This is a genomic window from Agromyces tardus (genome assembly GCF_003710805.1).
GTDB lineage: Bacteria > Actinomycetota > Actinomycetes > Actinomycetales > Microbacteriaceae > Agromyces > Agromyces tardus.
Genome location: NZ_RHHB01000003.1, coordinates 82909 through 106944, shown reverse-complemented (window position 1 = coordinate 106944; position 24036 = coordinate 82909). Strand labels below are relative to the sequence as shown.

Here is a 24036-nt window from a genome sequence, read left to right as displayed (position 1 = left end):
CGCGCACGCCGAAGCCGCGGTCGCACGACGGATGTCGGACGGCGCCGCTACCGTGGGAACGAGGCCGACGGAAGGAGCCCGATGTACCTGTTGGGCGACACCGTGGTCACGAGCGCGAGCGACCTCAAGAAGGCGTCGGAGTGCGAGTTCGCGTTCCTGCGCGCGCTCGACGCGAAGCTCGGGCGCTGCGAGCCCGTGCCCGACCCCGAAGACGCCATGCTCGAGCGCTCGGGGCGCCTCGGCGACCGGCACGAGGCGCTGCAGCTCGAGGCCTACCTCGCCGAGTTCGGCGAGGGGGTCGCGCTCATCGAGCGGCCCGACGTGCGCGATGCCGCGGCGGTGCAGGCCGCGGTGGAGGCCACGAACGCGGCGTTCGCGCGCGGCGCCGACGTGGTGTTCCAGGCCACGTTCGCCACCGACGACTTCATCGGGTTCGCCGACTTCATCGTGCGCCGGCCAGACGGCCGCTACCTCGTGCAGGACACGAAGCTCGCCCGCCGCGCCAAGGTCACGGCGTTGCTCCAGCTCGCCGCCTACGCCGAGCAGCTCGACCGCATCGGCGTGCCGCGCGCCGACACCGCCGAGCTGCTGCTGGGCGACGGATCGGTGAGCTCGCACCGGCTCGACGACATCCTGCCCGTCTACCGGCTGCGCCGGGCCCGCCTCGAGCAGATCATCGCCGAGCGCGTCGCCGACGTCGCCCCGGTCGAGTGGGGCGACTTGCGCTACGCCATCGACGGGCGCTGCCCCACGTGCGACCTCGAGGTCACGGCCCACCGCGACGTGCTGCTCGTCGCGGCCATGCGCACGACGCAGCGCGACCGCCTCCTCGAGGTGGGGATCACCACGATCGACGAACTCGCCGCGTCGGCCGGCCCCGTGCCGGGCATCACCGCGTCGACCCTCGACGGGCTGCGCGAGCAGGCCCGGCTGCAGCTCATCGCCGAGGCGCAGCGCGAGGCCGCGGGCGAGCCCGAGCCCGGCGCACCGCCGCTGCCCCCGCCTGTCGCCGTGCGCGACGCCCGCGCGCTCGCGGCCATCCCCGAGCCCGACCCGGGCGACCTCTTCTTCGACTTCGAGGGCGATCCGCTCTACACCGAGGGCGAGGGTCACTGGTGGGGCATCGACTACCTCTTCGGCATGGTCGACACCGACGAGCGCTTCACGCCGATCTGGGCGCACACCTTCGCCGAGGAGCGCGAGGCGCTCGAGCGCTTCCTCGCCCTCGTCGCCGAGCGCCGGCGGCGGTACCCGGGCATGCACATCTACCACTACGCGGCCTACGAGCGCACGCACCTGCTCGCGATGGCCGCGCGGCACGGTGTGGGCGAGTCCGCCGTCGACCAGTTGCTCGCCGACGAGGTGTTCGTCGACCTCTACCCCATCGTCAAGCGGGGCATCCGCGTGGGCAGCCGCTCGTACTCGATCAAGAAGCTCGAACCCCTCTACATGGGGTCCGAGTTGCGCGAGGCCGAGGTGAAGTCGGGCGGCGACTCGATCCTCGAGTACGTGCGCGCCCGTGAGCTCGAAGCGTCGGGCCAGGCGGAGGCCGCGGCCGCCGTGCTCGCCGACCTCGCCGACTACAACCGCTACGACTGCGTCTCCACGGTGCGGCTGCGGGACTTCCTGCTCGGCATCGCCCGGTCCGAAGGGGTGCTGCCCGCACCGCCCGCCCCGAAGGACGGACGCGTCTACGAGTCCTCGCCGCTCGCGCTCGAGCTCATGTCGCTCTCGGGCGACCCGCTCGACCCGCGGCGCGACGCCGACCACACCGCGCTCGCCCTGGCCGCGGCCGCGATCGACTACCACGACCGCGAGCAGAAGAGCTTCTGGTGGGGGCACTTCTTCCGACTCGAGCAGCCGATCGACGAGTGGGAGGACACCCGCGACGTCCTCGTCGTCGACTCGGCCGCCTCCGAGGTGGTGCGCGACTGGTTCCTCGACGGCGACACGCGCCAGCGCAAGGAGCGGCGCCACGTGCGGCTGCGCGGTCGCATCGCGCCGGGCAGCCGCTTCTCCACCGGCGCGAACCCCTTCGTGCTGTACGAGCCGCCGGGGCCCTTCGCCATCGCGGGAACGCGCCCGAACGCCCGGGTGCCGCGCCCGGTCTCGGTGCTCGAGGTGTTCGACGACGGGGTGCTCATCGAGGAGATCAGCCCAGACGGCGAGCACTGGCACGTGCTCCCTTCCGCGGTCGTGCCGAGTCCGCCGCCGCAGGCCGGGTCGCAACGCGGCGCCATCGCCGAGTGGGCACGCGCACTCGTCATGGCGCAGCCCGGCTGGCCGAGCGACCCGGCGGTCGACGTGCTGCGCCGCACCCCGCCGCGAACGCGATCGGGGGCACTCGCGCCGCTCGCCCCCGACGACGGCCACGACTACGTCGGCGCCGTCACGCGCTCGCTGCTCGACCTCGAGCACTCGGTGCTCGCGGTGCAGGGGCCGCCCGGCACGGGCAAGACCTACGTCGGATCGCACGTCATCACGCGGCTCGTGCGCGACCACCGGTGGAAGATCGGGGTCGTCGCGCAATCGCACGCCGTGGTCGAGCACCTGCTCGACCGGGTCATCGCCGCGGGGCTCGATCCCGACCTCGTCGCCAAGGCGCCGAAGGAGGCCGGCGACGACGCCGCGTACGCGTTCACCGTCGTCGCGAAGAACGGCGTCGGCGAGTACATGCGCGGGCGTGCGTCATCCGGCTTCGTCGTCGGCGGCACCGCGTGGGACTTCACCAACCTCGGTCGCTTCGACCGCCGCTCGCTCGACCTGCTCGTCATCGACGAGGCCGGCCAGTTCTCGCTCGCGGCCACCATCGCCGCATCGGTCGCCGCGAAGCGGCTGCTGCTGCTCGGCGATCCGCAGCAGCTGCCGCAGGTGAGCCAGGGCATCCACCCCGAGCCGGTCGACGCCTCGGCCCTCGGCTGGATCGCCGACGGCCACGACGTGCTGCCGCCCGAGTACGGCTACTTCCTCGCCGAGAGCCGTCGGATGCACCCGGCCATGGCCGCCCCCGTCTCGCGGCTGTCGTACGAGGGCGAGCTGCGCTCGTTCCCCACCGCCGGGCTGCGGCGCATCGACGGCGTCGCCCCCGGACTCGCGCCCGTGCAGGTCGAGCACCACGGCAACTCCACCGAGTCCCCCGAAGAGGCCGACGTCGTCGTGTCGATCGTCGACTCGCTGCTCGGCCGCGACCTCGTCGACCTCGACCGCGCCGACGAGACCCGAGCGGCCGCCCCGCGCCCGCTCGGCCAGCGCGACATCATCGTCGTCACGCCGTACAACGCGCAGCTGGCGCGGGTGCGCGGCGCCCTCGACGCCGCGGGCTTCCACGACGTGCCCGTGGGCACCGTCGACAAGTTCCAGGGGCAGGAGGCCGCCGTCGCGATCGTGTCGCTCGCCGCGTCCTCGGCCGCCGCCGCCCCGCGCGGCATCGAGTTCCTGCTGCTGAAGAACCGGCTGAACGTGGCCATCTCGCGCGCGCAGGTCGCCGCCTACCTCGTGCACTCGCCGGGGCTCCTCGACGCACTGCCCCGCACGCCCGACGGCGTGGCCCAGCTCAGCGCGTTCGTGCGCCTCGTCGGCGCGGAGATACCTGCCGGCGAGCGGGTCAGTACCCGGTGATCTTCGCGACGGCCGCATCGATGCGTCGCTGACGGGTGTCCGCCGCCTTCGCCGACTCGATCGCCGTCACGTGCGCCTTCTTGTGGCTCGGCGCGAGCCGCTCGTAGGCCTCGCGGGCACCCGGCGTCGCGTCGAGCGCCGCCGCGAAGTCAGCCGGAAGCTCCACCGTGCGCGGCGTCGAATCGACCTCGAGGTCGACCGTGATCGCGTCGCCGCCGGCGATGCCCGTCGCCGCGCGCCTGTCGCTGCTGAACGGGATCAGGTACCTGCCGCCCATCACGGCGACGGTGCTGCGGTACTCGTACCCGTTCACGTTGACGACCACGGGCGGCTTCCTCCCTGCGCCGAGCGCCTCCACGACCTCGGGCGGCACCTCGATGCCCGTGTTGTTGCCCGTCTGGTGCATCGTCGTCTCGAACCGCATGCACGCGAGTCTGCCAGCAGTCGACGACCCCCTGCCAGCGTCCGCCGAAGCTGGGAAGACAGCACAGGATACCCACGTAGGTTATTCGTATGTCCTCCCCCGCAACCGACCTCAACCCTGCCCGCATCACCATGTACGGCGCCGCCTGGTGCGGCGACTGCCGCCGCTCCAAGGCGGTGCTCGACCGCCGCGGCGTCGACTACGAGTACGTCGACCTCGAAGTCGAGTTCGACGCCGCCGCCCGCGCCCAGGCCATCAGCGGCCGCACGAGCATCCCCGTCGTCGTCTTCCCCGACGGCACGCACTTCACCGAGCCCACCGACGCCGAGCTCGGCGCGAAGCTCGACGCGTTCGCAGCCGCGGCCACGGCCGAGGCCGACCGCGCCGACCGTGCCGACGAGGCCGCCGCCTGACCCGAGGCACCCCGAACCAGACACGCCGAACGGCCGCCCCCGAGTTCCCCGGGAGGCGGCCGTTCGCACGTCCGGCGGATGCCGCGGCATCCGCCCGCTCGCGAACCCGAGCTCAGCCCAGCGCCGGCACGACCTCGCGCTCGAAGAGCTCGACGCCCGAGCGGTCGTAGGCCGCCTCGGGGAAGTAGTGGATCGCATAGCCCAGGCCGCGCTCGCGCATGTCGGCGAGCTGCGCGATCGCCTGCGCGGGCGTGCCCACGAGTGCGGTCGGGGCGTGGTAGTCCGCCATGAACCGCGCCGTGACCTCGGGGCCGAGGAAGGGCGCGACGCGCGCCTCGATCGCGTCGAGGCGCCGCGCGACATCCGCCTCGGACTCGCCGATCACCGTGTTGAAGTTCGCGCTGCGCACGATCGAGTCGAAGTCGCGCCCGAGCCGCTCTGTGTGCCCCCGCAGCACCTCGCTCTTGTGGCTGAACTCCTCGGGGCTGCCGTGGAAGTTCGTGTAGCTCGCGTACTCCGCCGCGATCTTCAGCGTGACCTTCTCGCCGCCGCCGGCGACCCAGATGGGGATGCCGCCCTGCTGCAGCGGCTGCGGCTGCACGATCGCGCCGTCGACCTGGAAGTACGTTCCGTCGAGGGTGGCGCTGCCGGTCGTCCACGCCTGGTGCATGATCTCGACGCCCTCGCGCAGCGCACCGAGCCGGTCGGGCACACCCGGGAACCCGTAGCCGTAGGCGCGCCACTCGTGCTCGTACCATCCACCGCCGATGCCCATCTCGACACGGCCGCCCGACACGAGGTCGACCGTCGCGGCGGCCTTGGCGAGGTAGGCCGGGTTGCGGTAGCCCATGCACGTGCACATCTGGCCGAGACGCACCCGCGAGGTGGATGCCGCGAACGCGGCCATGAGCGTCCAGGCCTCGTGAGTGGCCTCGGTGGGGCTCGGCTTCGGCACGGTGTGGAAGTGGTCGTACACCCAGATCGACTCCCAAGCCGAGCCCTCGCGGTCGATGTGGGCGGCGAAGTCGCGCATGGTCGACCACTGGTCGGCCGGGTCGATGCCGACGAGGTCGTGGCGCCAGCCCTGGGGAACGAAGAGTCCGAATCGCATGGGCTCAAGCCTAGGCGGGCGATCTCAGCGCCAGCACTGATGCCCGCGCTGGGGCGCCTCCGTAGCGTGCCGGATATGACTGCCCTACCCACTCAGTGCGAGTACTCCCCCGACGACTTCGACGCCACGGCCATCACGTCCGGCGGCATTCGCGTCATCCAGGTGACGGGGGCGGCGACGACCCGCGGCGCCGGATGGCGACTCGACTTCGCACCGGTCAACTGCGGGGTCGTGCCCGCCCCCGACCGCGTCTGCCTGACGATCCGCGAGACGCCGCCGCGCCGTGCCGGGCGCTACCGGGCGCAGGCGAGCATCGAGGCGATGATCGAGGACGCCCACGCCACCGAGATCGTCATCCACTTCGGCTGGCGGCCGCCGATCCGCGTGGCGGTACGCGAGACGTCGCCGCAGAACGGGGTCGGCGCGCGGTCGTCCCGCGAGCCGACGCGGGCGACGGGCGCGCGCATCGGCGCGGAGCGGCCATTCGCGACCGCCGGCCGCATGGTCTGACGAGGGCGGCGGATGCCACACGGCATCCGCCCCTCGCAACGCGCCGCTCAGCGGCGCCGCCCGCCTACGCGAGCGCGAACCGCAGCTCGGCCATCGCGGGACCCGACCACACCGCCTCGTCGAGGTCGTCGCTGCGCACGGTGACGACCTTGCCGCCCTTGGCCATGACGAGCATGGCCAGCTGCGGCAGCAGGTCGCCGGCGTGCGTGCCGTCGTGCAGCGTCTCGCCGTTGCCGTTGTCGCTCGCGAACTGCACCGCCCCCGACTCCCGGTCGAGCGTGCCGTTCACCGAGGTGGTGAAGTCGAACCACAGCGTGTCGACGGCGCCGTCGGCCGCGAGCCGGCCGATGGTCGCGAGGTCGCGCTCGACGCGGCCCGCACTCCCCTCGGCGAGGCCGTGCAGCGCGCTCCTGGCTTCGTCGATGTTGAGCTGCGCGAGCTCCCGGCGCACGCACTCGTCGATCTCGGCGGCGCCGAGCCGGTCGGCCGCGCCCTGCACGGGAACGATGCGCCGATGGTTGTGCGAGCGCTCGAGGAACTGGCTGAGCAGCGGCTCGGCGGCGAACACGACGAGCGGGAGCCGCTCCTCGGGGTCGCCTTCCTGCAGCACGTGCTTCACGGCGTCGGCGACGCGCTTCGCGTAGATGTCGAGGGTGGTGGGGCGGCGATCCTCCTCGCTCATGCCGCGGTCGCCGTGCTTGCCGCCGCGTCGCGGGCCGACGTCGCCGGGCTCGCGGTTGGCCGCCTCGTCGGCGTTCTTCGGCAGCGTCGGATCGAGCGGCATCTGCTCGGCGCGGGCAGTGGGCGTGGCGTGCCAGAGCGACCACTCGTTGGCCGAGATGGCGACCGCGAAGGCCTCCTGGTCCTGGCTCGGGGCGCGCAGGAGCTGGCCGAGGGTGAAGTGCGAGCCGACGTGCACCGCGTCGTCGAGGCGGTTCGGCAGCACGAAGACCTCGCTGAAGCCCGGCGCGACGAAGATCGCGAGCGAGCGGGCGAGCGCCTCCCACGGGACCTCCTGGGCGAGCACGCGGTTGCGTTCCGCGCGAAGGGCCTCGATGTCGGATGACTCCGCGCCCGAGGCGCGCACCTGCTCGATCGCCTCGTCGAACGCGCTCTTCACCGCCACCTGTGCGAGCTCGCGCTCGCTGACGACGGGCGAGGTCGAGGCGTAGATCGTGATGGCCGGATGATGTGCCCCCGCCAGCGCCGTGAAATCGGCCGTGGTGGGCAATTCGTAGTGGACCGTCATGCGTCCTCCCCCGTGGTTCAGGCGACCGCGATGTCGCTGCACCCAGCCTATGAAGGCCGGGTCGCGAGCGACACCCCGAATCCGGGCCGTACGTCCCGTGGGAAATGGGACGGCGCTGCGCCATATGCCGACGGCGCCGCGCATTCGGGTTGCGCAGCGCCGCCGGGACTCGGGGTGCGGGACGCCTCAGCGGCGGACCGGGTGGTTCGAGCGGATGACGCCCGTGGGGTCGACCGCCTGCTTCACCGCGCGGAGGCGCGCGAGCCGGCCGTCATCGCCGAAGATGCGCGACGCGGGCACCGCGCGTTCGGCGAAGTTGAGGTACTCGACGGGGGCGCGCCACGGCTCGATCTGCGAGAACAGTCGTCCGAGCGAGGCCACGAGGCCCTCCATCGCGCCGGGCACCGGGATGCCCACGCCGTACACGAGGTACTGGGCGTCGAAGCCCGACACGGCGCCGGGCAGGGGTCGTCCCTCCGCCTGGGCGGCGGCGACCGCGGCATCCGGCTCGAGCGCACCGCCGACGTGGCGGATCTCGGCCGAGAGCAGGGTGCTGCCCGAGTCGGACCCGACGGCGGCGACGAACGCGCGCACGGCTGCACCCGGGAGCGACGCGAGGAGCATGCCGTCGCCGTGGCCGGGAACGGGGGCAGGCGGGTCCATGTGCAGCTGCAGCAGCTCGGCGGGTGCCTGCGGGTGCACGGTGTCGATCGCGGGGCCGAGCGCGCGCAGCGGGGCGAGCAGCTCATCGGCCCGCTCGGGCGACTCCTGGAACACGGCCTCGACGACCACGAGCGAGCGGCCCGAGAGGAACGGGGGCAGTTCGGGCATCGGCGGGAAGCGCAGCACGCGGCCCACGGAGGTGACCGTGTCGGGCAGCGTCGCGGTCCAGTCGGCCCAGGCCTCGAGCACCTCGCCCGCACGCTCGATCGGCCAGAACAGGGTGCCGGCGACGACCTGCGCGATCGGGAACAGCTCGAACTCGATCGCGGTCACGATGCCGAAGTCGCCGCCGCCGCCGCGGACCGCCCAGAACAGCTCGGCGTCGTGCTCGGCGTCGACGCGCCGGAAGGCGCCGTCAGCGGTCACGAGCTCGACCGCCACGACGTGGTTGGCCGCGAGTCCGTGCGAGCGGGCGAGCCACGAGACGCCGCCGCCGAGCGTGTAGCCCACGACGCCGACGTCGTGCGACGACCCGGCGAGCGCGGCGAGGCCGTGCGGCGCGGTCGCGGCGACGACGTCGCCCCACTGCGCGCCGGGCTCGACGCGCGCGATGCGCTGGTTCGGGCGCACCTCGACGCCGCGCAGCTCGTGCGTGCGCAGCAGGATCGCGTCGGCGAGGCCTCCGTCCTGCGCGAGCGGTCCGGCGTTGTGGCCGGTGGCCTGCGGAGCCACGGCGAGCCCGTAGGCGCGGGCCATCCGCACGGTGCGGGCGATGTCGGCGACGGAGGCCGCGACCACGACGGCGGCGGGCCGCTGGTCGACGGCGAGGTTCCACGCCTGACGCGCGTCGTCCCAGCCGTCGTCGCCGGGGATGAGGAGCCGGCCGTCGAGGCGCTCTTCGAGCATCGCGAACGCCTCGCGCAGCGAGAACGCTTCGGTTTCAGACACAAGGGTGTTCACTGATGGTTCCTTTCACGGATGGGGGTCGCGGGCCGGGCGGGCCGCCTGGGCCTCCGCCGACGGCCGCACGGATTCCCGGCGGCGCTCACGACACCCCTCGATCCAATCGGGCGAGCGGATGCCGCGGATCAGTGATCCCCCTCCGTTCGTCTCAGGGTTATCCCGAGGGTTCGCCCGGGATCCGGGCAGCGCGGGACCCGCCCCGGGGGCGGCCCGCGGCGCGGCGGAATAGGGGGGCCGCGGCATCCGTTACCCCTGGCGATGCCCACTTCACCGCGCCTGTCCGTGCTCGACCTCGTCCCCGTGCGCAGCGGGCAGACCTCGGCGGGGGCGGTCGCGGCATCCGTCGCCCTCGCGCAGCGCGCCGACGCGCTCGGCTTCACGCGCTACTGGTTCGCCGAGCACCACAACATGCCGGCCGTGGCGTCGACCACGCCGCCGGTGCTCATCGCGTCGATCGCGGCGCGCACCGAGCGGATCCGCGTGGGCTCGGGCGGCGTCATGCTGCCGAACCACGCGCCGCTCGTCGTCGCCGAGCAATTCGCCGCGCTCGAGGCGCTCGCGCCGGGCCGCATCGACCTCGGCATCGGCCGGGCGCCGGGCAGCGACCCGGTGATCACGCAGCTGCTGCGCATCTCTGGGCCGACGGCCGACGTCGACCGGTTCCCCGACCACGTCGCCGACATCCTGAGCCTGCTCTCGCCCGACGGCGCGACGCTTCGCCTCACGAGCGGGCGCGAGTACGCGATCCAGGCGACGCCCGCGGCGAGCGCCGTGCCCACCCTGTGGCTCCTGGGCTCGAGCGACTACTCCGCGCGGCTCGCGGCGGAACTCGGCCTGCCGTACGTGTTCGCGAACCACTTCTCGGGCGAGGGCCTCGAGCCGGCGCTCGACCTGTACCGCTCCGGGTACACGCCGAGCGAGCGGCATCCGCAGCCCGAGACGATCCTGACGCTCAACGTGTCGGTCGCGGACACCGCCGAGGAGGCCGCCGAGCGGGCGCTCCCCCAGCTGCGGTCGATGGCGCGGCTGCGGCTCGGCCGGCCGATGCGACCCCTCGAGACCGTCGACGAGGCCCTCGCGGCGCCCGCCGACTCCGAAGGCGACGAGCTGATCGTGCGCATGCGCCAGCGGTGGGTCATCGGCGACGCGGATGCCGCGGCCTCCGCCGTGCGTCGCCTCGCCGAGCGGCACGCCATCGACGAGGTCATGGTCGCGCCGATCGCGGGCTCCTACGCGAGCGAGCCGGCGGATGCCACGCCCGGCCGTGTCCGTTCGCTCGAGCTCCTCGCGGAGCGCCTGGCCGCGTAGCGGGGCGCCCGCGCCCGCCGCGCCCCGCCCCCGCGCTCTCACGCGCAGGAGTGAGGTTTCCGTCCTGGAGTGAGGTTCCCAAGCTCACTCCAGGACGGAAACCTCACTCCTGCGGGTCGGGGCACGGCCACGGGTAGGGCTGGGCCGCGGTCGGGGGCTGCGCGAACCGCGTCAGCCGAGCTCGAAGACGCGGGCCGCCCAGGGCCCAAGAGGCGCGTCGACGGATGCCGCGGCCTCCGACTCGTTCGCGAGCAGCACCCGCGCGCCGCGCCACCGCGCAGCCACCTCCGCAGCGAACGCGGGGACATGCCCGGCCGACGACAGGTTGGCGACCACGAGCAGCCGGTCGTCGCCGAGCACGCGCTCGAAGGCGAAGATCGCCGGGTGCCCGGCATCCGCCCGCTCGAACGACCCGTGGCCGACGACCGGCCGCTCGTGGCGCAGCGCGATGAGCCGGCGGTAGTACTCGAAGACCGAGTCGGGGTCGCCCGCCTGCGCGGCGGCGTTGACGCGGTCGTGGTTCGGGTTGACCGCGATCCACGGGGTGCCGTCCGTGAAGCCGGCGTTCGGCGACGCGTCCCACTGCATGGGCGTGCGGGCGTGGTCGCGGCTCATGTAGCTGAGGCCGGAGATCGCGTCGGCGACCGCCGTGCCGCTCGCGACCTCCTCGGCGTAGGCGTTGAGGGACTCGACGTCGCGGAACTCGTCGATGACCGCGAACGGCGCGTTCGTCATGCCGAGCTCCTGCCCCTGGTACACGTAGGGCGTGCCGCGCTGCAGGTGCAGCATCGTCGCGAGCGCCGTCGCCGAGGCGCGCCAGTGCGCTTCGTCATCGCCGAACCGGCTCACCGAGCGGGGCTGGTCGTGGTTCTCGAGGTAGAGGCTGTTCCACCCGGTGTCGTGCAGGCCCTCCTGCCAGCGCGTGAGCGATGCCGCGAGCTCGCCGGGCTCGAGGGGCCGCGGCCGGAACTTGCTGACGCCGTGGTCGAGGCCGACGTGCTCGAACTGGAAGACCATGTCGACCTCGCGGCGTGCGGGGTCGGTGAAGAGCACCGCGTCGTCGACGGTCGCGCCGGGCGTCTCGCCGACCGTGATGAGGCCGTCGCGGCCGTCGAAGACCTCGCGGTGCATCTCCTGCAGGTACTCGTGCAGGCGCGGGCCGTTCGTGTAGAACGCGCCGCCGTCGCCCCAGCGGCGGCCGAGGCGCACGGGGCCGTCGGGCAGCTCGACGTGCTTCGAGATGAGGTTGATCACGTCCATGCGGAATCCGTCGACGCCGCGATCGAGCCACCAGCACATCATGTCGTAGACCGCCCGGCGCACCTCCGGATGCTCCCAGTTGAGGTCGGGCTGCTTGCGGTCGAAGAGGTGCAGGTAGTACTCGCCCGTGGCCTCGTCCCATTCCCAGACCGAGCCGGAGAAGAACGACTCCCAGTTGGTGGGCTCCGCCCCCGGTTCGCCTCCCACGGTGCCCGGCCGCGGCGGACGCCACCAGTACCAGTCGCGCTTCGGGCTCTCGCGGCTGGACCGCGACTCGGCGAACCACGCGTGCTCGTCCGACGTGTGGTTCACGACGAGGTCCATGACGAGCTTGATGCCCCGCGCGTGCATCGCCGCGAGGAGCTCGTCGAAGTCCTCGAGCGTGCCGAACGTCGGGTCGATGTCGCGGTAGTCGCTGATGTCGTAGCCGTTGTCGGCCTGCGGCGACCGGTAGATGGGCGACAGCCAGACGACGTCGACGCCGAGCCGTTCGAGGTGGTCGAGGCGGTTCCGGATGCCGCGCAGGTCGCCGACGCCGTCGCCGTCGGAGTCCTGGAAGCTGCGCGGATACACCTGGTAGACGACCGCCGACTTCCACCAGTCGGAGGCGGTCACGGAAACGGGGACATGCTCGTTCGGCATGCCCCCGATCATCGCAGGGTGCGGCACGGGTCGCGAGGCCCGTCCGCGCGGGGCGCGAGGGCCGCGCGGGCCCCCGCTCGGCTCAGGCCGCGAGGCCGAGCCGGCGCAGGTCCTCGCCCGAGGCGTGGTGTTCCGCGCCTGCGGGGATGTTCGCCTCGCGGGGGACGCGCGCGCCGTTCTGCACGCGCGCCTCCGCGCCGATCGACGCGTACGGACCGACGACGGCGAACTTGCCGACGACGGCCGAACGGCCGACGCGCGCGTTGACGCCGATCGACGCGCGTTCGGCGACGATGGCGTTCTGCTCGATCCACGCGCCGTGTCCGATCGTCGCACCCCGCTGCACTTCGGCGCCGGGGTCGACGTATGCGGTCGGATCGACGAACGCGGTCGGGTCGACCTTGGCGGTCGTGGCCACGAGTCCGCGGCCGTTCACGTGCTTGCGGTAGCGACGCAGGATGCCGGCTTCGTCTTCGAACTCGACGTAGCTGATGCCCACGTTTCCTCCTTCGCCGGGTTCGGAGTCTCCTCACCCGAGTACATGTACAACCTCTCGGCTGACCGGGGAATTCCCCAAGTCTCGGTGCTGACCCTGAATACCGCCCGGGATATCCCTGAAACCGGGCTGCGCGCCTTGTCGAGGGATCCTCGCCGGACGTAGCTTCGGCCTCGTGCCGCGTCCCGAGCGGCATGGTCGCATGGTATCCGCGGCGACCGGCACCCACCCGGAAGACCCCTCGAAATGTCGAAGTACCTCCTCTGCGCGTCGCCCATCCAGGGCCACGTCGCCCCCGTCCTCGCCATCGCGCGCGACCTCGTCGAGCGCGGCCACGAGGTCACCATGCTCACGGGCTCGCGCTTCCGCGACGCCGTCGAAGGCACCGGTGCGGTGCACCGCTCGCTGGCGGGCATCGCCGACTACGACGACCGCAACATGCAGGATCACCTCCCCGAGCGCGACCGGCACCGCGGCATCGGCAAGCTCCAGTACGACGTGCAGACGATCTTCGTGAAGCCCGTGCCCGAGCAGACCCGCGCCGTCGAGCGGGCCATCGCCGAGCTCGCGCCCGACGCGATCCTCGTCGACTCCGCGTTCGCGGGCATCCTCCCGTTCCTGCTCGACGACCCGTCGTCGCGTCCGCCGGTGCTCGCCGCCGGCGTCGTGCCGCTCAGCCAGTCCAGCACGGATGTCGCGCCCTACGGGCTCGGCCTGCCCCCGAACGCGTCGGCCGTCGGCCGCATCCGCAACCGTGCCCTCAACCTGCTCGTGCAGCGGGTGCTCTTCCGCCGCACGCAACGCATGGCGAACGAGACCATGGCGAGCCTCGGCCGTCCGCCGCTGCGCGGGTTCGTGCTCGACTTCTCGCGGGAGTTCGACCGGTTCCTGCAGCTGTCGCCGGCCGAGTTCGAGTACCCCCGCAGCGACCTCTCGCCGAACCTGCGCTTCGTCGGCACCGTGCTGCCGCCCGCGCCCGGCGCTCCCGAGCTGCCGGAGTGGTGGCACGAGCTCGACGGCGACCGCCCGGTGGTGCACGTCAGCCAGGGCACGATCGACAACAAGGACTTCGACCGCCTCGTGCGCCCCACGCTCGACGCGCTCGCCGATCGCGACGTCCTCGTCGTGGTCGCCACGGGCGGTCGTCCGGTCGCGGAGCTCGGCTCGCTGCCCGCCAATGCGCGCGCCGCCGAGTTCCTGCCCTACGACGCGCTGCTCCCGAAGACCGACGTGTTCGTGACGAACGCGGGCTTCGGCGGCACGCAGTACGCACTGAGCCACGGCGTGCCCATCGTGGCCGCGGGCGACACCGAGGACAAGCCCGAGGTCTCGATGCGCGTCGCGTGGACGGGCGTCGGCGTGAACCTCAGGACCGGCACGCCGACCGCGTCCGCCGTGGGGGCTGCCGTCGACCGGATCCTCGCCGACCCGTCGTTCCGCCGGCGTGCGAGTGCGCTCGCCGCACGCATCGCCGAGGTCGACACCTTCGGCGAGATCGAGGCCGAGCTCGAGTCGGCGGTGCGCGCGTCGCACCTGCGGCTCGAGGCGCCCGTCGGCTGAGCGGCTCCCGCGCCCGAGACGCCGCACGCGGCATCCGTTCGATCGACGGATGCCGCGTGCGTGCGTCTGCGGCCGGATCACCCGGCCCGGCGGAGCCTAGCCCGCCTGCGTGTCCTGGATCTCGACGACGAACACGAGGGTCTGGCCGGCGAGCGGGTTCTGGTCGCTCGCCTCCTCGCCGTAGCCGAGTGCCGGCGGGATCGTGACGATGAGCTTCGTGCCCACCTTCTGGCCGACGAGCGCCGCACCGAAGCCGGGGATCACGTCGCCCGTGCCGAAGGTGGCGGGCTGCTTGCCGTAGCTCTGGTCGAAGATCTCCTTCGTGGCCCAGTTGGTGCCCTGGTACTGCACGGTGACGTTGTCGCCGTCCTGCACCTCGGCGCCGTCGCCCTCTTCGAGCACCTTGAGTTCGAGCTCGGTGCTCGGGTCGGTGTCGGGGATGGTGACGGTCGGGGGCTGGTCGCCGTTGAACTTCACGTCGGGCACGTTCTCGGTCCACTCCGACGGGGTCGGCAGCGGCTCGGGCACCACGATCTCCTGCACGTCCATGATGATGATCGCGCTGTCGCCCGCCGCGAGGCCGATCTGCTCGTTGCCCTGGCCGTCGTAGAGGGACGACGCGGGGGCGACCGTGACGGTGCGCGATCCGACGGGCACGCAGTCGATGCCCGCGGTGAAGGCCTCGTAGAGCGTCTCATCGCCCGCGGTGAGCTCGGCGGGCTGCGAGAGCAGCTGCTCTCCCGTGCTCCCCGAGTACATCGTGACGACGGCGCTCACCTTGTCGTCGGTCTTCGTGACGTCGCCGTCGCCCTCGATCGCGACGGTGCGCTGGAGCTCCGTGGCGTCGACCGGGGTGTCGAACTCGGCAGTGGGCGCGGCGCCGAAGTCGCCGGTCACCTTCACCCCGTCGCTGAGGTCGCCCGACGACACATCGAGGCAGTCCGCGGCCGCGTCGGTCGTCGCCGAGGGCTCGGAGCCGGAGGCGCAGCCGACGAGCAGCAGGGCGGAGACGGTGGCGAGCGCGATGGGCGCGCCACGGCGCAGGGCACGGTTCATGGTGGGGATTCTCGTTTCGATCGGGAACGACGTCGCCCACCAGTCTGCACGCTCCCGGCTCCCCGTTCGCTGTGTTCTCGCGATTCGGCCGGTCAGGGTCGAGAATCGTTACATGGGGGACCCGACGATGGAGCCCGTGGACGCCGAGGGGATCGCCGAACCGGCGACGGCGTCCGCGGCGCTCGACGAAGTGCTGTGGGATCCGATCGCGCGCGCGACCGTGCTGCGGTCGCATCCGATCTTCGACGAACGCGTGCTCGACGCCTGCTCCGGCGACGGAGCGACCGCGCTGCCGACGGCAGAGCTCGTGGGTCCGGGGGGACTCGTCGACGCCGTCGCGTCCTCGGAGGGGGTCGTCGCGCTCGTGCGCGAACGGGCGGGCGAGCGGATGCCGCAGCTGCGCCTGCACGTCGGCGACCCGACCGAGTGGCCCTACACGGGGTACGACCTCGTGCAGTGCGTGCTCGGCATCCCGTCGTTCGCCGATCCGGAGGCGGGTGCCCGCCATCTCGTGGAGTGCGCCCGGCCGGGCGGACGCGCGGCGTTCGCGGTGTGGGCGCGCGGCGCGCTCGATCCGCTGCCCGGACTGCTCGCCGCTGCGCTTCCGGAGGCAGCCGGGCCGGGGGCGGATGCCGGCGCCGAGGCGGAGGACGAGGCGGAGGCAGAGGCCGAGGCGATCGCTTCCGGCCTCCCGGTGCTCCACGACGCGGACACCACCGGCACCTTCGCGCACTGGCTCGCCGGCCTCGGGCTCGTCGACGTACGCGCCGAGGCGATCAACCGCCACCTCGACCTCGACCCCGGGCTCGCGTGGGCACTCGTGCTCGGCACCCCCCTGCGGTCCATGCTCGGCGACCTCGACGACGAGGCCGTCGCCGGCGTGCGGGAGCGCTACCTCGCCGCGCTCGCGGACCGCGCGCTGCCGCCGGTCGACATCACGACGCTCGTCGCCGTGGGCCGCCGACCCGAGTGAACGTGCGCCGGGCTCGGGCTCGCGACCGGAGTCAGGCGCGCCGGGCCCGGATCACCCGTGCGCCGCGGCATCCGCTCGCTCACCGCCCGGCTCGGCCCCCGTGGCGACCGGGAGCTCGAACCGGTTGGACCACTGGCTGAACGAGCCGGGATAGAGCACTCCGTCGAAGCCGGCGAGGCGCAGCGCGACGATCTGGTGCGCCGCCGTGACGCCCGAGCCGCAGTACGACCCGACCGTGCGGGCACCGTCGACGCCGAGCGCCGCGAAGCGCTCGCGCAGCGCCGCGGCGGGCAGGAACCGTCCGTCGGGGCCGACGTTGTCGGTCGTGGGTGCCGACACCGCGCCGGGGATGTGCCCCGCGCGCGGGTCGATCGGTTCGACCTCGCCGCGGTACCGCGCACCGGCGCGCGCGTCGAGGAGCACGTCGGCCGGCTCGAGGCCGAGCGAGGCGGCGCCGTCGAGGTCGACGACGGGCAACGACCCGAAGCGCGCCGTCGCGTCGCCCGGCTCGGGAACGACATCGCCCTGCTCGACGGGCAGTCCGGCCGCGCACCACGCCGGGAGCGCGCCGTCGAGGATGCGCACGTCGGCCCAGCCCGCGTGCTCGAGCAGCCACCACGCGCGCGCCGACGCGTAGCTGCCGCCGCCGTCGGCCACCACGACAGTGTCGCCGTCGCGCAGTCCCCAGCGGCGCATCGCACGGGTGAACGCGGCCTCCGAGGGCAGCGGATGCCGCCCCTCGCCCTCGACGTCGTGGTCGGCGAGCTCGGTGTCGAGGTCGACGTAGACCGCGCCCGGGATGTGCCCCTCGCGGTACTCCTCGCTGCCGTCGGGCTGCGCGAGCGTCCAGCGCACGTCGAGCACGACGGTGCGGGTCGAGCCGTCGCCGCTGCGCTCGGCGTCGAGGCGGGCGGCCAGTTCTGCGGGCTCGATGAGCATGGGCATGCGTCAATCCTCCCCCGAACCGCGACGACCGAGGATCCGGGAGCCCCGCGGCATCCGTTCGCCGATCGATTCCGCTGTCGGCATACGACTCGCCGATGGCGATCACGGCCCTCCCGATAAACTGTCGGAACGGACGGTGCGAACGCGGGGAGGGTGAATGCTTGCCAGCCTCGGCGCCTTCGCGGCCGTCGCCCTGCTGACTCCGCTGCTCACGCGCATGCTCGGCCGCAGGGTCTTCGCGGTCATCGCGATCGTGCCGACGGTCGTCTTCGTCGTGCTGCTCACCTGGGTCCCGGGCGTGCTGGCCGGCGACGCGGTCGTCGAGACCGTGCCGTGGATCCCGGCGCTCGACATCTCGCTCTCGTTCCGCGTCGACGCGCTCGCGCTGCTGCTCGCACTCATCGTCACGGGCGTCGGCGCGCTCGTGCTGTTGTACTGCGTGCACTACTTCGACGACGACGAGCCCGCCCTCGGGCGTTTCGCCGCGCTGCTGCTCGCGTTCGCGGGGGTGATGCTCGGCCTCGTCACCGCCGACGACGTGTACGTGCTCTTCATCTTCTGGGAGGCCACGAGCGTGCTCTCGTACCTCCTCATCGGCCACTACATCGGCCGCAAGGAGAGTCGCGGCGCCGCACTGCAGGCCCTCACGGTCACGACGTTCGGCGGCCTCGCGATGCTCGTCGGCCTCGTGATGCTCACCGTCGAGAGCGGCACCACCTCGCTCGCGCGGCTCGTGGCCGACCCGGTCACGAGCGCAGCGGGCGGCGTCGCGATCGCGCTCGTGCTCCTCGGGGCCGTGTCGAAGAGCGCGCTCGTGCCGTTCCACTTCTGGCTCCCCGCCGCGATGGCGGCGCCCACGCCCGTGTCCGCCTACCTGCACGCCGCGGCGATGGTGAAGGCGGGCGTGTACCTCGTGGCGCGGCTGGCGCCCGGCTACGCCGACCTCTCGGTGTGGCATCCGCTCATCGTCGTGCTCGGCGGGTTCACGATGCTCGTGGGCGGCTGGCGCGCGCTGCGCCAGTACGACCTCAAGCTCCTGCTGGCCTACGGAACGGTGAGCCAGCTCGGGTTCCTCGTGCTCGTCACGGGCTTCGGCACGCGCGACGCGGCGCTCGCGGGCGTGGCCCTGCTGCTCGCGCACGCGCTCTTCAAGGCGACGCTGTTCCTCGTGGTGGGCATCGTCGACCATGCGGCGGGCACCCGCGACTGGCGCCGGCTCTCGGCGGTCGGGCGACGGATGCCGGTCATCGCGACGATCGCGATCGTCGCCGCCGCGTCGATGGCGGGGGTGCCGCCGCTGCTCGGCTTCGTCGCGAAGGAGGCCGTGTTCTCCGCGTTGCTCGAGGCGGGTGCGGCGGGCGACGCCTGGTCGTGGACGGCCCTCACCGCGGTGATCCTCGGCTCGGTGCTCACGGTCGCGTACACCGTGCGCTTCGTGTGGGGTGCGTTCTTCACCAAGGCGGATGCCGCGCCCACGCCGCTGCACCGCACGAGCCCGCTCATCGGGTTCGCCCCCGGCATCCTCGCCGCCGCGAGCCTGGTCACCGCGTTCGCGATCGCCGCGGTCGAGCCGCTGCTCGCCGCGTACGCCGACGAGCTGCCCGGGCCGCACGACTACCACCTCGCGCTCTGGCACGGTCTCGAGCCGGCCCTCGCCATCTCGGCGCTCGTGTTCGGCCTCGGCGCGCTGCTCGTCTGGCGGCGCGCCCACGTGGCGCGCCTCCAGGCCGCGCTGCCCGACACGATCGACTCCGGCCGCGGCTACCTCGCGATCGTGAACGCCGTCGATCGCCTCGCCGCACGGGTCACGACGCTCATCCAGTCCCGCGGCCTGCCCGGCTACGTCGCCGTGATCCTCACGGTGTTCGTCGTGGGGCTCGGCATCGCCACGCTGCGGAACACCGACTGGCCCGACGAGGTGCGCCCCTGGGACTTCCCGGCGCAGCCGGTCATCGCACTCGTGATGGCGATCGCGGCGATCGCGGCGGCGATCGCGCGCCAGCGCATCGGCGCGGTGCTGCTCGTGGGCGTGACCGGGTTCGGCCTCGTGCTCCTCTTCGGCATGTCGGGCGCCCCCGACCTCGCGCTCACGCAGGCCCTCGTCGAGACCCTCACCGTCGTGGTCTTCGTGCTCGTGCTGCGCCGGCTGCCGAAGCAGGTCGCGCCGCGCACGCAGGTGATCCGGGCACCCTTCCGCATCGCGATCGGCGTGCTCGCCGGCGCCGTGATGGCGATCATCGGGCTCGTGGCCCTCGGCGCCCGCGTGCAGCCCACGATCGCCGACGGCCTCCCGGCGCTCGCGATCGAGGCGCACGGCAAGAACATCGTGAACGTCATGCTCGTCGACATCAGGGCGTGGGACACCCTCGGCGAGATCTCGGTGCTCGTCGCGGTCGCCACGGGCGTGGCGAGCCTCATCTTCATCTCGGGACGCACGGGCGGACCGCCCCGCCTCGAGGTGCCCCAGGCCCGCCGCGATCGGCTGCGTCCCGTGCCCGAGCAGGCCGACACCATGCGCGGCGCGCGGGCGAGCCTCGCCGACACCGAGCACGAGACGGATGTCGCCGGCGAGGCCGCCGCCACCCGGCAGACGTGGCTCCTCGCGGGGCGGACGCTGTCGCCGCGCAACCGCTCAATCCTCATCGAGGTGCTCGTGCGGCTGCTGTTCCACCCGGCGATCATCGTCTCGGTGTTCCTGCTCTTCGTCGGCCACAACGCGCCCGGCGGCGGGTTCGCCGGCGGACTCGTGGCTGGCCTCGCACTCGTCGCGCGCTACCTCGCGGGCGGCCGCTACGAGCTCGGCGAGGCGGCGCCCGTCGACGCGGGCCGCCTGCTCGGCGCCGGCCTCCTCCTCGCTGCGGCGACCGCGACCCTGCCGCTCTTCTTCGGGCTCACCGTGTTCGAGTCGTCGTGGTTCGAGGCCGACGTGCCCGTGCTCGGCACGCTCTCCATCGGCACCTCGACGCTCTTCGACATCGGCGTCTACCTCGTCGTGGTCGGGCTCGTGCTCGACATCCTCCGCTCGCTCGGGGCCGAGATCGACCGGCAGCGCGAGGACGCCGACGACGAGGGCCTCCCCGACGCGATCGCTCCGCATGACGACCGCCTCGATCCCGGCACGCCGCACCACGAGCGCGAGGCGGCCCAGGCGTCCACTGCACCGGCATCGGGGGCACCTGCGGCATCGGGAGCGCCTGCCGCATCCGCCGCCGTGCCCACCGCACCCGCAGGGGAGGCGCGCCCGTGACCGCCTCCCTCACCCTCGTGCTGCTCATGGCCGTGCTCTTCGGCTCGGGCGTCGCCGTGATGCTCGAGCGCAGCCTCACCCGCGTGCTCATCGGGTTCCTGCTCGTGGGCAACGGGGTCAACCTGCTCATCTACCTCATGAGCGGCACCCCCGGGCTCGCGCCCATCCTCGGCGAGGGCGTCGACGAGTCCGCGATCTCCGACCCGCTCCCGCAGGCGTTCATCCTCACCGCCATCGTCATCAACCTCGGCATCACGGCCTTCATGCTCGCGCTCATCTACCGCAGCTGGTGGCTCGCGCAGCTGGGCGCGAAGGGCGACCTCGTCGACGACGAGGCCGAGCTCGTCGAAGACGCCGAGGAGGCCGCCGACCTCATCCGCAGCTCCGCGGCCGACGACCGGGCGGTGCAGGAGATCATCGACGCGAGCGACGAGGAGTACAGCGAGGGGAGGCGCTCGTGACGCCCGCCGCCCTCGTGCCCCTCGTGGTGCTGCTGCCGCTGCTCGGCGCGGCGAGCACCCTCATCCTCGGCCGTCACCGCCGCGCGCAGATGGCGGTCAGCACGAGCGTGCTCACCGCGGTGGCGGCGATCGCCGCGATGCTGCTCGTGGAGGTCGACCGCTCGGGCACGGGCGTCGCGGTCACGGTGGGCGCGTGGCCCGCGCCGTACGGCATCGTGCTCGTCGTCGACCGGCTGAGCGCGATCATGATCATCATCTCGGCGCTCATGCTGCTCGGCGTGCTCGTGTACGCCGTGGGCCAGGGGGTCGCCGACCGGCACCGCGAGACGCCCGTGTCGATCTTCCACCCGAGCTACCTGATCCTGTCGGCGGGCGTCTTCAACGCGTTCATCGCGGGCGACCTGTTCAACCTCTACGTCGGGTTCGAGATCCTGCTCTCGGCGAGCTACGTGCTGCTCACCCTCGGCGGCACGGGCGAGCGCATCCGGGCGGGCGTCACGTACATCATCGTGAGCCTCGTCTCGTCGCTCTTCTTCCTCAGCGCGATCGCGCTCATCTACGGCGCCACGGGCACCGCGAACATCGCGCAGCTCTCGGTGCGCCTCGCCGAGCTGCCGCAGGACGTGCAGCTCATGCTGCACCTGCTGCTGCTCACGGCGTTCGGCATCAAGGCGGCCGTGTTCCCGCTGTCGTTCTGGCTGCCCGACTCGTACCCCACCGCGCCCGCACCGGTGACGGCCGTGTTCGCGGGCCTGCTCACCAAGGTGGGCGTGTACGCCATCATCCGCACCGAGACGGTGCTCTTCGCCGAGAACGACGTGACCACGCTGCTCATGGTGATCGGCGGGCTCACGATGCTCATCGGCATCCTGGGCGCCCTCACCCAGGCCGACATCAAGCGGCTGCTCTCGTTCACGCTCGTGAGCCACATCGGCTACATGATCTTCGGCATCGCGCTCTCGAGCGTGCTCGGCCTCGCGGCCACGATCTACTACGTCGTGCACCACATCACGGTGCAGACGACGCTGTTCCTCACGACGGGTCTCATCGAGCGGTTCGGCGGCGCGACCTCGATCAACCGGCTCGCGGGGCTGCTCGCGGCGTCCCCGTTGCTCGCGATCCTGTTCTTCATCCCGGCGCTGAACCTCGGCGGCATCCCGCCGTTCTCGGGCTTCCTCGGCAAGGTCGGGCTGTTCATCGCGGGTGCCGAGGTCGCCGGGGGCACGGATGCCGCGGGCGCGATCGGCCCCGGCTCCTCCGCCCCGACGTGGCTCGTCTGGGCCGTGATCGCGGCCGGCGCCGCCACCTCGCTCATCACCCTCTACGCGCTCACCCGCTTCTGGAACATGGCGTTCTGGCGCGGCCGCGACGAACTCGAGGGCTACGAGTCGGTGCTGCTCTCGTCCGTGCAGGAGGCGCCCGACGGCGGCGTCGTCACGGCGACCCGCACGACGCCGTGGCTCATGGTGAGCGCCACGACGGGCCTCGTCGTGCTCACGGTGCTGCTCACCGTGTTCGCCGGGCCGCTCTTCGACCTGGCCGGCCGCGCTGCCGAGAACCTGCGCGACCCGGCCGTGTACGTGTCGCTCGTCTTCCCGGGGGGTGTCGAATGAGCCCAGCGGATGCCGCGGCCGCACCGGTCGAGCCCGAGCCCGTCGGCTCGGTTCCCGAGGACCCCGAGGCCCCCGAGGTCCCCGAGGTCCCCGAGGCTCCCCCCGAGCCGAGGTTCTCGCGCTGGGAGTCGGTGTGGCGCCAGCTGCCGCTCCTCATCGCGCTCGTACTGCTCTGGGTGTTCCTCTGGGACCACGTCGACGTGCTCACGATCACGACCGGGGTGCTGCTCGCGGTGCTCGTGACCCGCTTCCTCTACCTCCCGCCGGTGCTGCTGAGCGGCCGCTTCGACCCGTGGCGCGGGCTGCTCCTGGGCCTCCGCATGATCGTCGACGTCGCGGTCGCGTCGGTGCAGGTGGCCTTCCGCGCGGTGTGGCCGACCTGGCGCCCCCTGAACTCGATCATCGCCGTGCAACTGCTCACCCGGTCCGACCTCGTGACGACGCTGACCGCCGAGGCCATCTCGGTCGTGCCCGGCACCGTCGTCGTCGACATCGACCGCGAGCGCGGACTCCTCTACCTGCACGCCCTCGGCACCCGCACGCGCGGCGACCTCGAGCGGGTGCGCGACGCGGTGCTCGGCACCGAGGAGCGCATCGTGCTCGCCATCGGCACGCGCGAGCAGGCGGCATCCGTTCGGCAGGCCCGGCGCGAGCGTCGCGCGGGCGGGCGCCCGACCCTCGCCCCGCACGTCGCACGGGAGGTCGCGCCCACGCACACGGCGGAGCGGCATCCGCTCGACGACCCCGAGCTGCGCGCCGAGGAGCACCTGCCCGGGCGACTGGGCGCGCCCGCCGAGCCCGAGGCGCACCCGAAGCCCGACGCGCACCCGGAGCCCGGGGCGCACCCGAAGGGGGACGACGCATGACCACGCTCGAGCTCATCGGCCTGGCCGCCGGCGTCATGTTCGGCGTGGGCGCGATCGCCGCGATCGTGCGCGTGATCCGCGGCCCGTCGATCCTCGACCGCGCCCTCGCGACCGACGTGCTGCTCGCCATCGCGATGTGCGCGCTCGGCACCGAGATGGCGATCAACCGCCACACCGACACCCTCATCGTGCTGCTCGTGCTCGCGCTCTTCGCGATCCTCGGCTCCATCGCGATCGCCCGCTTCATCGGGAAGCAGGACGCCTCGTGAACCTCGCGGAGCTCGGCATCGGCGCCCTCATCCTGCTGAGCGGCTTCCTCTCGATGGCGGCCGGCATCGGCATCCTGCGCTTCCCCGACGTGCTCACCCGCCTGCACGCGGCGACGAAGCCGCAGGTGCTCGGCCTCGCCGTCGTGCTGCTCGCGATCACGCTGCGCGTGCCCACCTGGGGCGTGCTCTCGACCGTGATCCTCATCATGACGTTCCAGCTGTTGACGCAGCCGATGACGGCGCACATGCTCGGGCGTGCCGCGTACCGATCCGACCACGTTCGCCGCGACCTGCTCATCGAGGACGACCTCGGCCGCGACATCGAGGAGCACGACCGGGAGCAGGACGCGGCCCGCTGACACCCGCGCCATTCCACGCGCCGGCGGTCG

The 24036-nt window shown here is 72.8% G+C and carries 20 protein-coding genes; 12 read left to right on the top strand and 8 right to left on the bottom strand.

From position 1 onward, the window contains the following. Positions 1-81: 81 nt before the first annotated feature. Positions 82-3618, top strand: coding sequence for a TM0106 family RecB-like putative nuclease (locus EDM22_RS03565; protein WP_122935687.1), 3537 nt, complete (start codon positions 82-84; stop codon positions 3616-3618). Here EDM22_RS03565 and EDM22_RS03560 read toward each other — a convergent pair. After that, positions 3605-4042 carry a YdeI/OmpD-associated family protein gene (locus EDM22_RS03560; RefSeq protein ID WP_122935686.1) on the bottom strand — a complete coding sequence of 146 codons (438 nt, stop codon included), beginning with the start codon at positions 4040-4042 and terminating at the stop codon, positions 3605-3607. The two genes, EDM22_RS03565 and EDM22_RS03560, sit on opposite strands and share 14 nt — an antisense overlap. 89 nt (positions 4043-4131) lie before the next feature. On the opposite strand from EDM22_RS03560, the gene EDM22_RS03555 reads away from it, so the two are divergent. Further along, the gene (locus EDM22_RS03555) at positions 4132-4455 is read left to right on the top strand and encodes a glutaredoxin family protein (protein WP_122935685.1); all 324 of its coding nucleotides are present in this window, start codon (positions 4132-4134) and stop codon (positions 4453-4455) included. 112 nt (positions 4456-4567) lie between these two features. On the opposite strand, the gene EDM22_RS03550 is transcribed toward EDM22_RS03555, so the two are convergent. After that, complete coding sequence (locus EDM22_RS03550; RefSeq protein ID WP_122935684.1) at positions 4568-5566, bottom strand: LLM class F420-dependent oxidoreductase; 999 nt, start codon at positions 5564-5566, stop codon at positions 4568-4570. Between the two features lie 75 nt (positions 5567-5641). On the opposite strand from EDM22_RS03550, the gene EDM22_RS03545 reads away from it, so the two are divergent. Further along, positions 5642-6076: a hypothetical protein gene (locus tag EDM22_RS03545; RefSeq protein WP_122935683.1), complete on the top strand. Its 435-nt coding sequence runs from the start codon at positions 5642-5644 to the stop codon at positions 6074-6076. A 64-nt stretch (positions 6077-6140) separates the two neighbouring features. On the opposite strand, the gene EDM22_RS03540 is transcribed toward EDM22_RS03545, so the two are convergent. Both EDM22_RS03540 and EDM22_RS03535 read right to left on the bottom strand, forming a co-directional pair. Beyond that, the gene (locus tag EDM22_RS03540; RefSeq protein WP_122935682.1) at positions 6141-7325 is read right to left on the bottom strand and encodes a baeRF3 domain-containing protein; all 1185 of its coding nucleotides are present in this window, start codon (positions 7323-7325) and stop codon (positions 6141-6143) included. A 186-nt stretch (positions 7326-7511) separates the two neighbouring features. Next, positions 7512-8948 carry an FAD-binding oxidoreductase gene (locus EDM22_RS03535; protein WP_245989160.1) on the bottom strand — a complete coding sequence of 479 codons (1437 nt, stop codon included), beginning with the start codon at positions 8946-8948 and terminating at the stop codon, positions 7512-7514. Between the two features lie 261 nt (positions 8949-9209). Between EDM22_RS03535 and EDM22_RS03530 the strand changes: the two genes are divergently transcribed. Next, on the top strand, positions 9210-10259 hold the full coding sequence (locus tag EDM22_RS03530; protein ID WP_122935681.1) for an LLM class flavin-dependent oxidoreductase: 1050 nt from the start codon (positions 9210-9212) through the stop codon (positions 10257-10259). Between the two features lie 171 nt (positions 10260-10430). Here EDM22_RS03530 and EDM22_RS03525 read toward each other — a convergent pair whose 3' ends face one another. Next, complete coding sequence (locus EDM22_RS03525) at positions 10431-12161, bottom strand: alpha-glucosidase (protein WP_212591879.1); 1731 nt, start codon at positions 12159-12161, stop codon at positions 10431-10433. An 82-nt stretch (positions 12162-12243) separates the two neighbouring features. Beyond that, a complete protein-coding gene (locus tag EDM22_RS03520; RefSeq protein ID WP_122935679.1) occupies positions 12244-12660 on the bottom strand; it encodes a transferase in 417 nt (138 codons plus the stop codon). Positions 12661-12903: 243 nt separating this feature from the next. Here EDM22_RS03520 and EDM22_RS03515 point away from each other — a divergent pair, with 243 nt between their 5' ends. Beyond that, the gene (locus EDM22_RS03515) at positions 12904-14217 is read left to right on the top strand and encodes a glycosyltransferase (RefSeq protein ID WP_122935678.1); all 1314 of its coding nucleotides are present in this window, start codon (positions 12904-12906) and stop codon (positions 14215-14217) included. 96 nt (positions 14218-14313) lie between these two features. Here EDM22_RS03515 and EDM22_RS03510 read toward each other — a convergent pair whose 3' ends face one another. Then, positions 14314-15273: an FKBP-type peptidyl-prolyl cis-trans isomerase gene (locus tag EDM22_RS03510; protein WP_122935677.1), complete on the bottom strand. Its 960-nt coding sequence runs from the start codon at positions 15271-15273 to the stop codon at positions 14314-14316. A gap of 112 nt (positions 15274-15385) precedes the next feature. Here EDM22_RS03510 and EDM22_RS03505 point away from each other — a divergent pair, with 112 nt between their 5' ends. After that, positions 15386-16246: a class I SAM-dependent methyltransferase gene (locus EDM22_RS03505; RefSeq protein ID WP_170963993.1), complete on the top strand. Its 861-nt coding sequence runs from the start codon at positions 15386-15388 to the stop codon at positions 16244-16246. 51 nt (positions 16247-16297) lie between these two features. On the opposite strand, the gene EDM22_RS03500 is transcribed toward EDM22_RS03505, so the two are convergent. Further along, positions 16298-17191 carry a sulfurtransferase gene (locus tag EDM22_RS03500; protein ID WP_122935676.1) on the bottom strand — a complete coding sequence of 298 codons (894 nt, stop codon included), beginning with the start codon at positions 17189-17191 and terminating at the stop codon, positions 16298-16300. Between the two features lie 157 nt (positions 17192-17348). Here EDM22_RS03500 and EDM22_RS03495 point away from each other — a divergent pair, with 157 nt between their 5' ends. Genes EDM22_RS03495 through mnhG form a run of 6 tightly spaced genes read left to right on the top strand, consistent with a single transcriptional unit; the run spans position 17349 to position 24006 of the window. After that, positions 17349-20438 (top strand): Na+/H+ antiporter subunit A, encoded by a 3090-nt coding sequence (locus EDM22_RS03495; protein ID WP_122935675.1) that lies wholly within the window; start codon positions 17349-17351, stop codon positions 20436-20438. Further along, complete coding sequence (locus tag EDM22_RS19420) at positions 20435-20899, top strand: NADH-quinone oxidoreductase subunit K (protein ID WP_170963989.1); 465 nt, start codon at positions 20435-20437, stop codon at positions 20897-20899. The genes EDM22_RS03495 and EDM22_RS19420 overlap by 4 nt, the downstream gene beginning before the upstream one ends. Further along, entirely contained in the window at positions 20896-22512 is a 1617-nt protein-coding gene (locus EDM22_RS03490; RefSeq protein ID WP_170963988.1) for a Na+/H+ antiporter subunit D, read from the top strand. Before EDM22_RS19420 ends, EDM22_RS03490 begins: the two co-directional genes overlap by 4 nt. After that, positions 22509-23378, top strand: a complete 870-nt coding sequence (locus EDM22_RS03485; protein WP_122935673.1) for a Na+/H+ antiporter subunit E — start codon at positions 22509-22511, stop codon at positions 23376-23378. Before EDM22_RS03490 ends, EDM22_RS03485 begins: the two co-directional genes overlap by 4 nt. Beyond that, positions 23375-23647: an MrpF/PhaF family protein gene (locus EDM22_RS03480; protein ID WP_122935672.1), complete on the top strand. Its 273-nt coding sequence runs from the start codon at positions 23375-23377 to the stop codon at positions 23645-23647. Before EDM22_RS03485 ends, EDM22_RS03480 begins: the two co-directional genes overlap by 4 nt. After that, positions 23644-24006, top strand: coding sequence for a monovalent cation/H(+) antiporter subunit G (mnhG, locus tag EDM22_RS03475; protein WP_245989159.1), 363 nt, complete (start codon positions 23644-23646; stop codon positions 24004-24006). The genes EDM22_RS03480 and mnhG overlap by 4 nt, the downstream gene beginning before the upstream one ends. Positions 24007-24036: the final 30 nt, after the last annotated feature.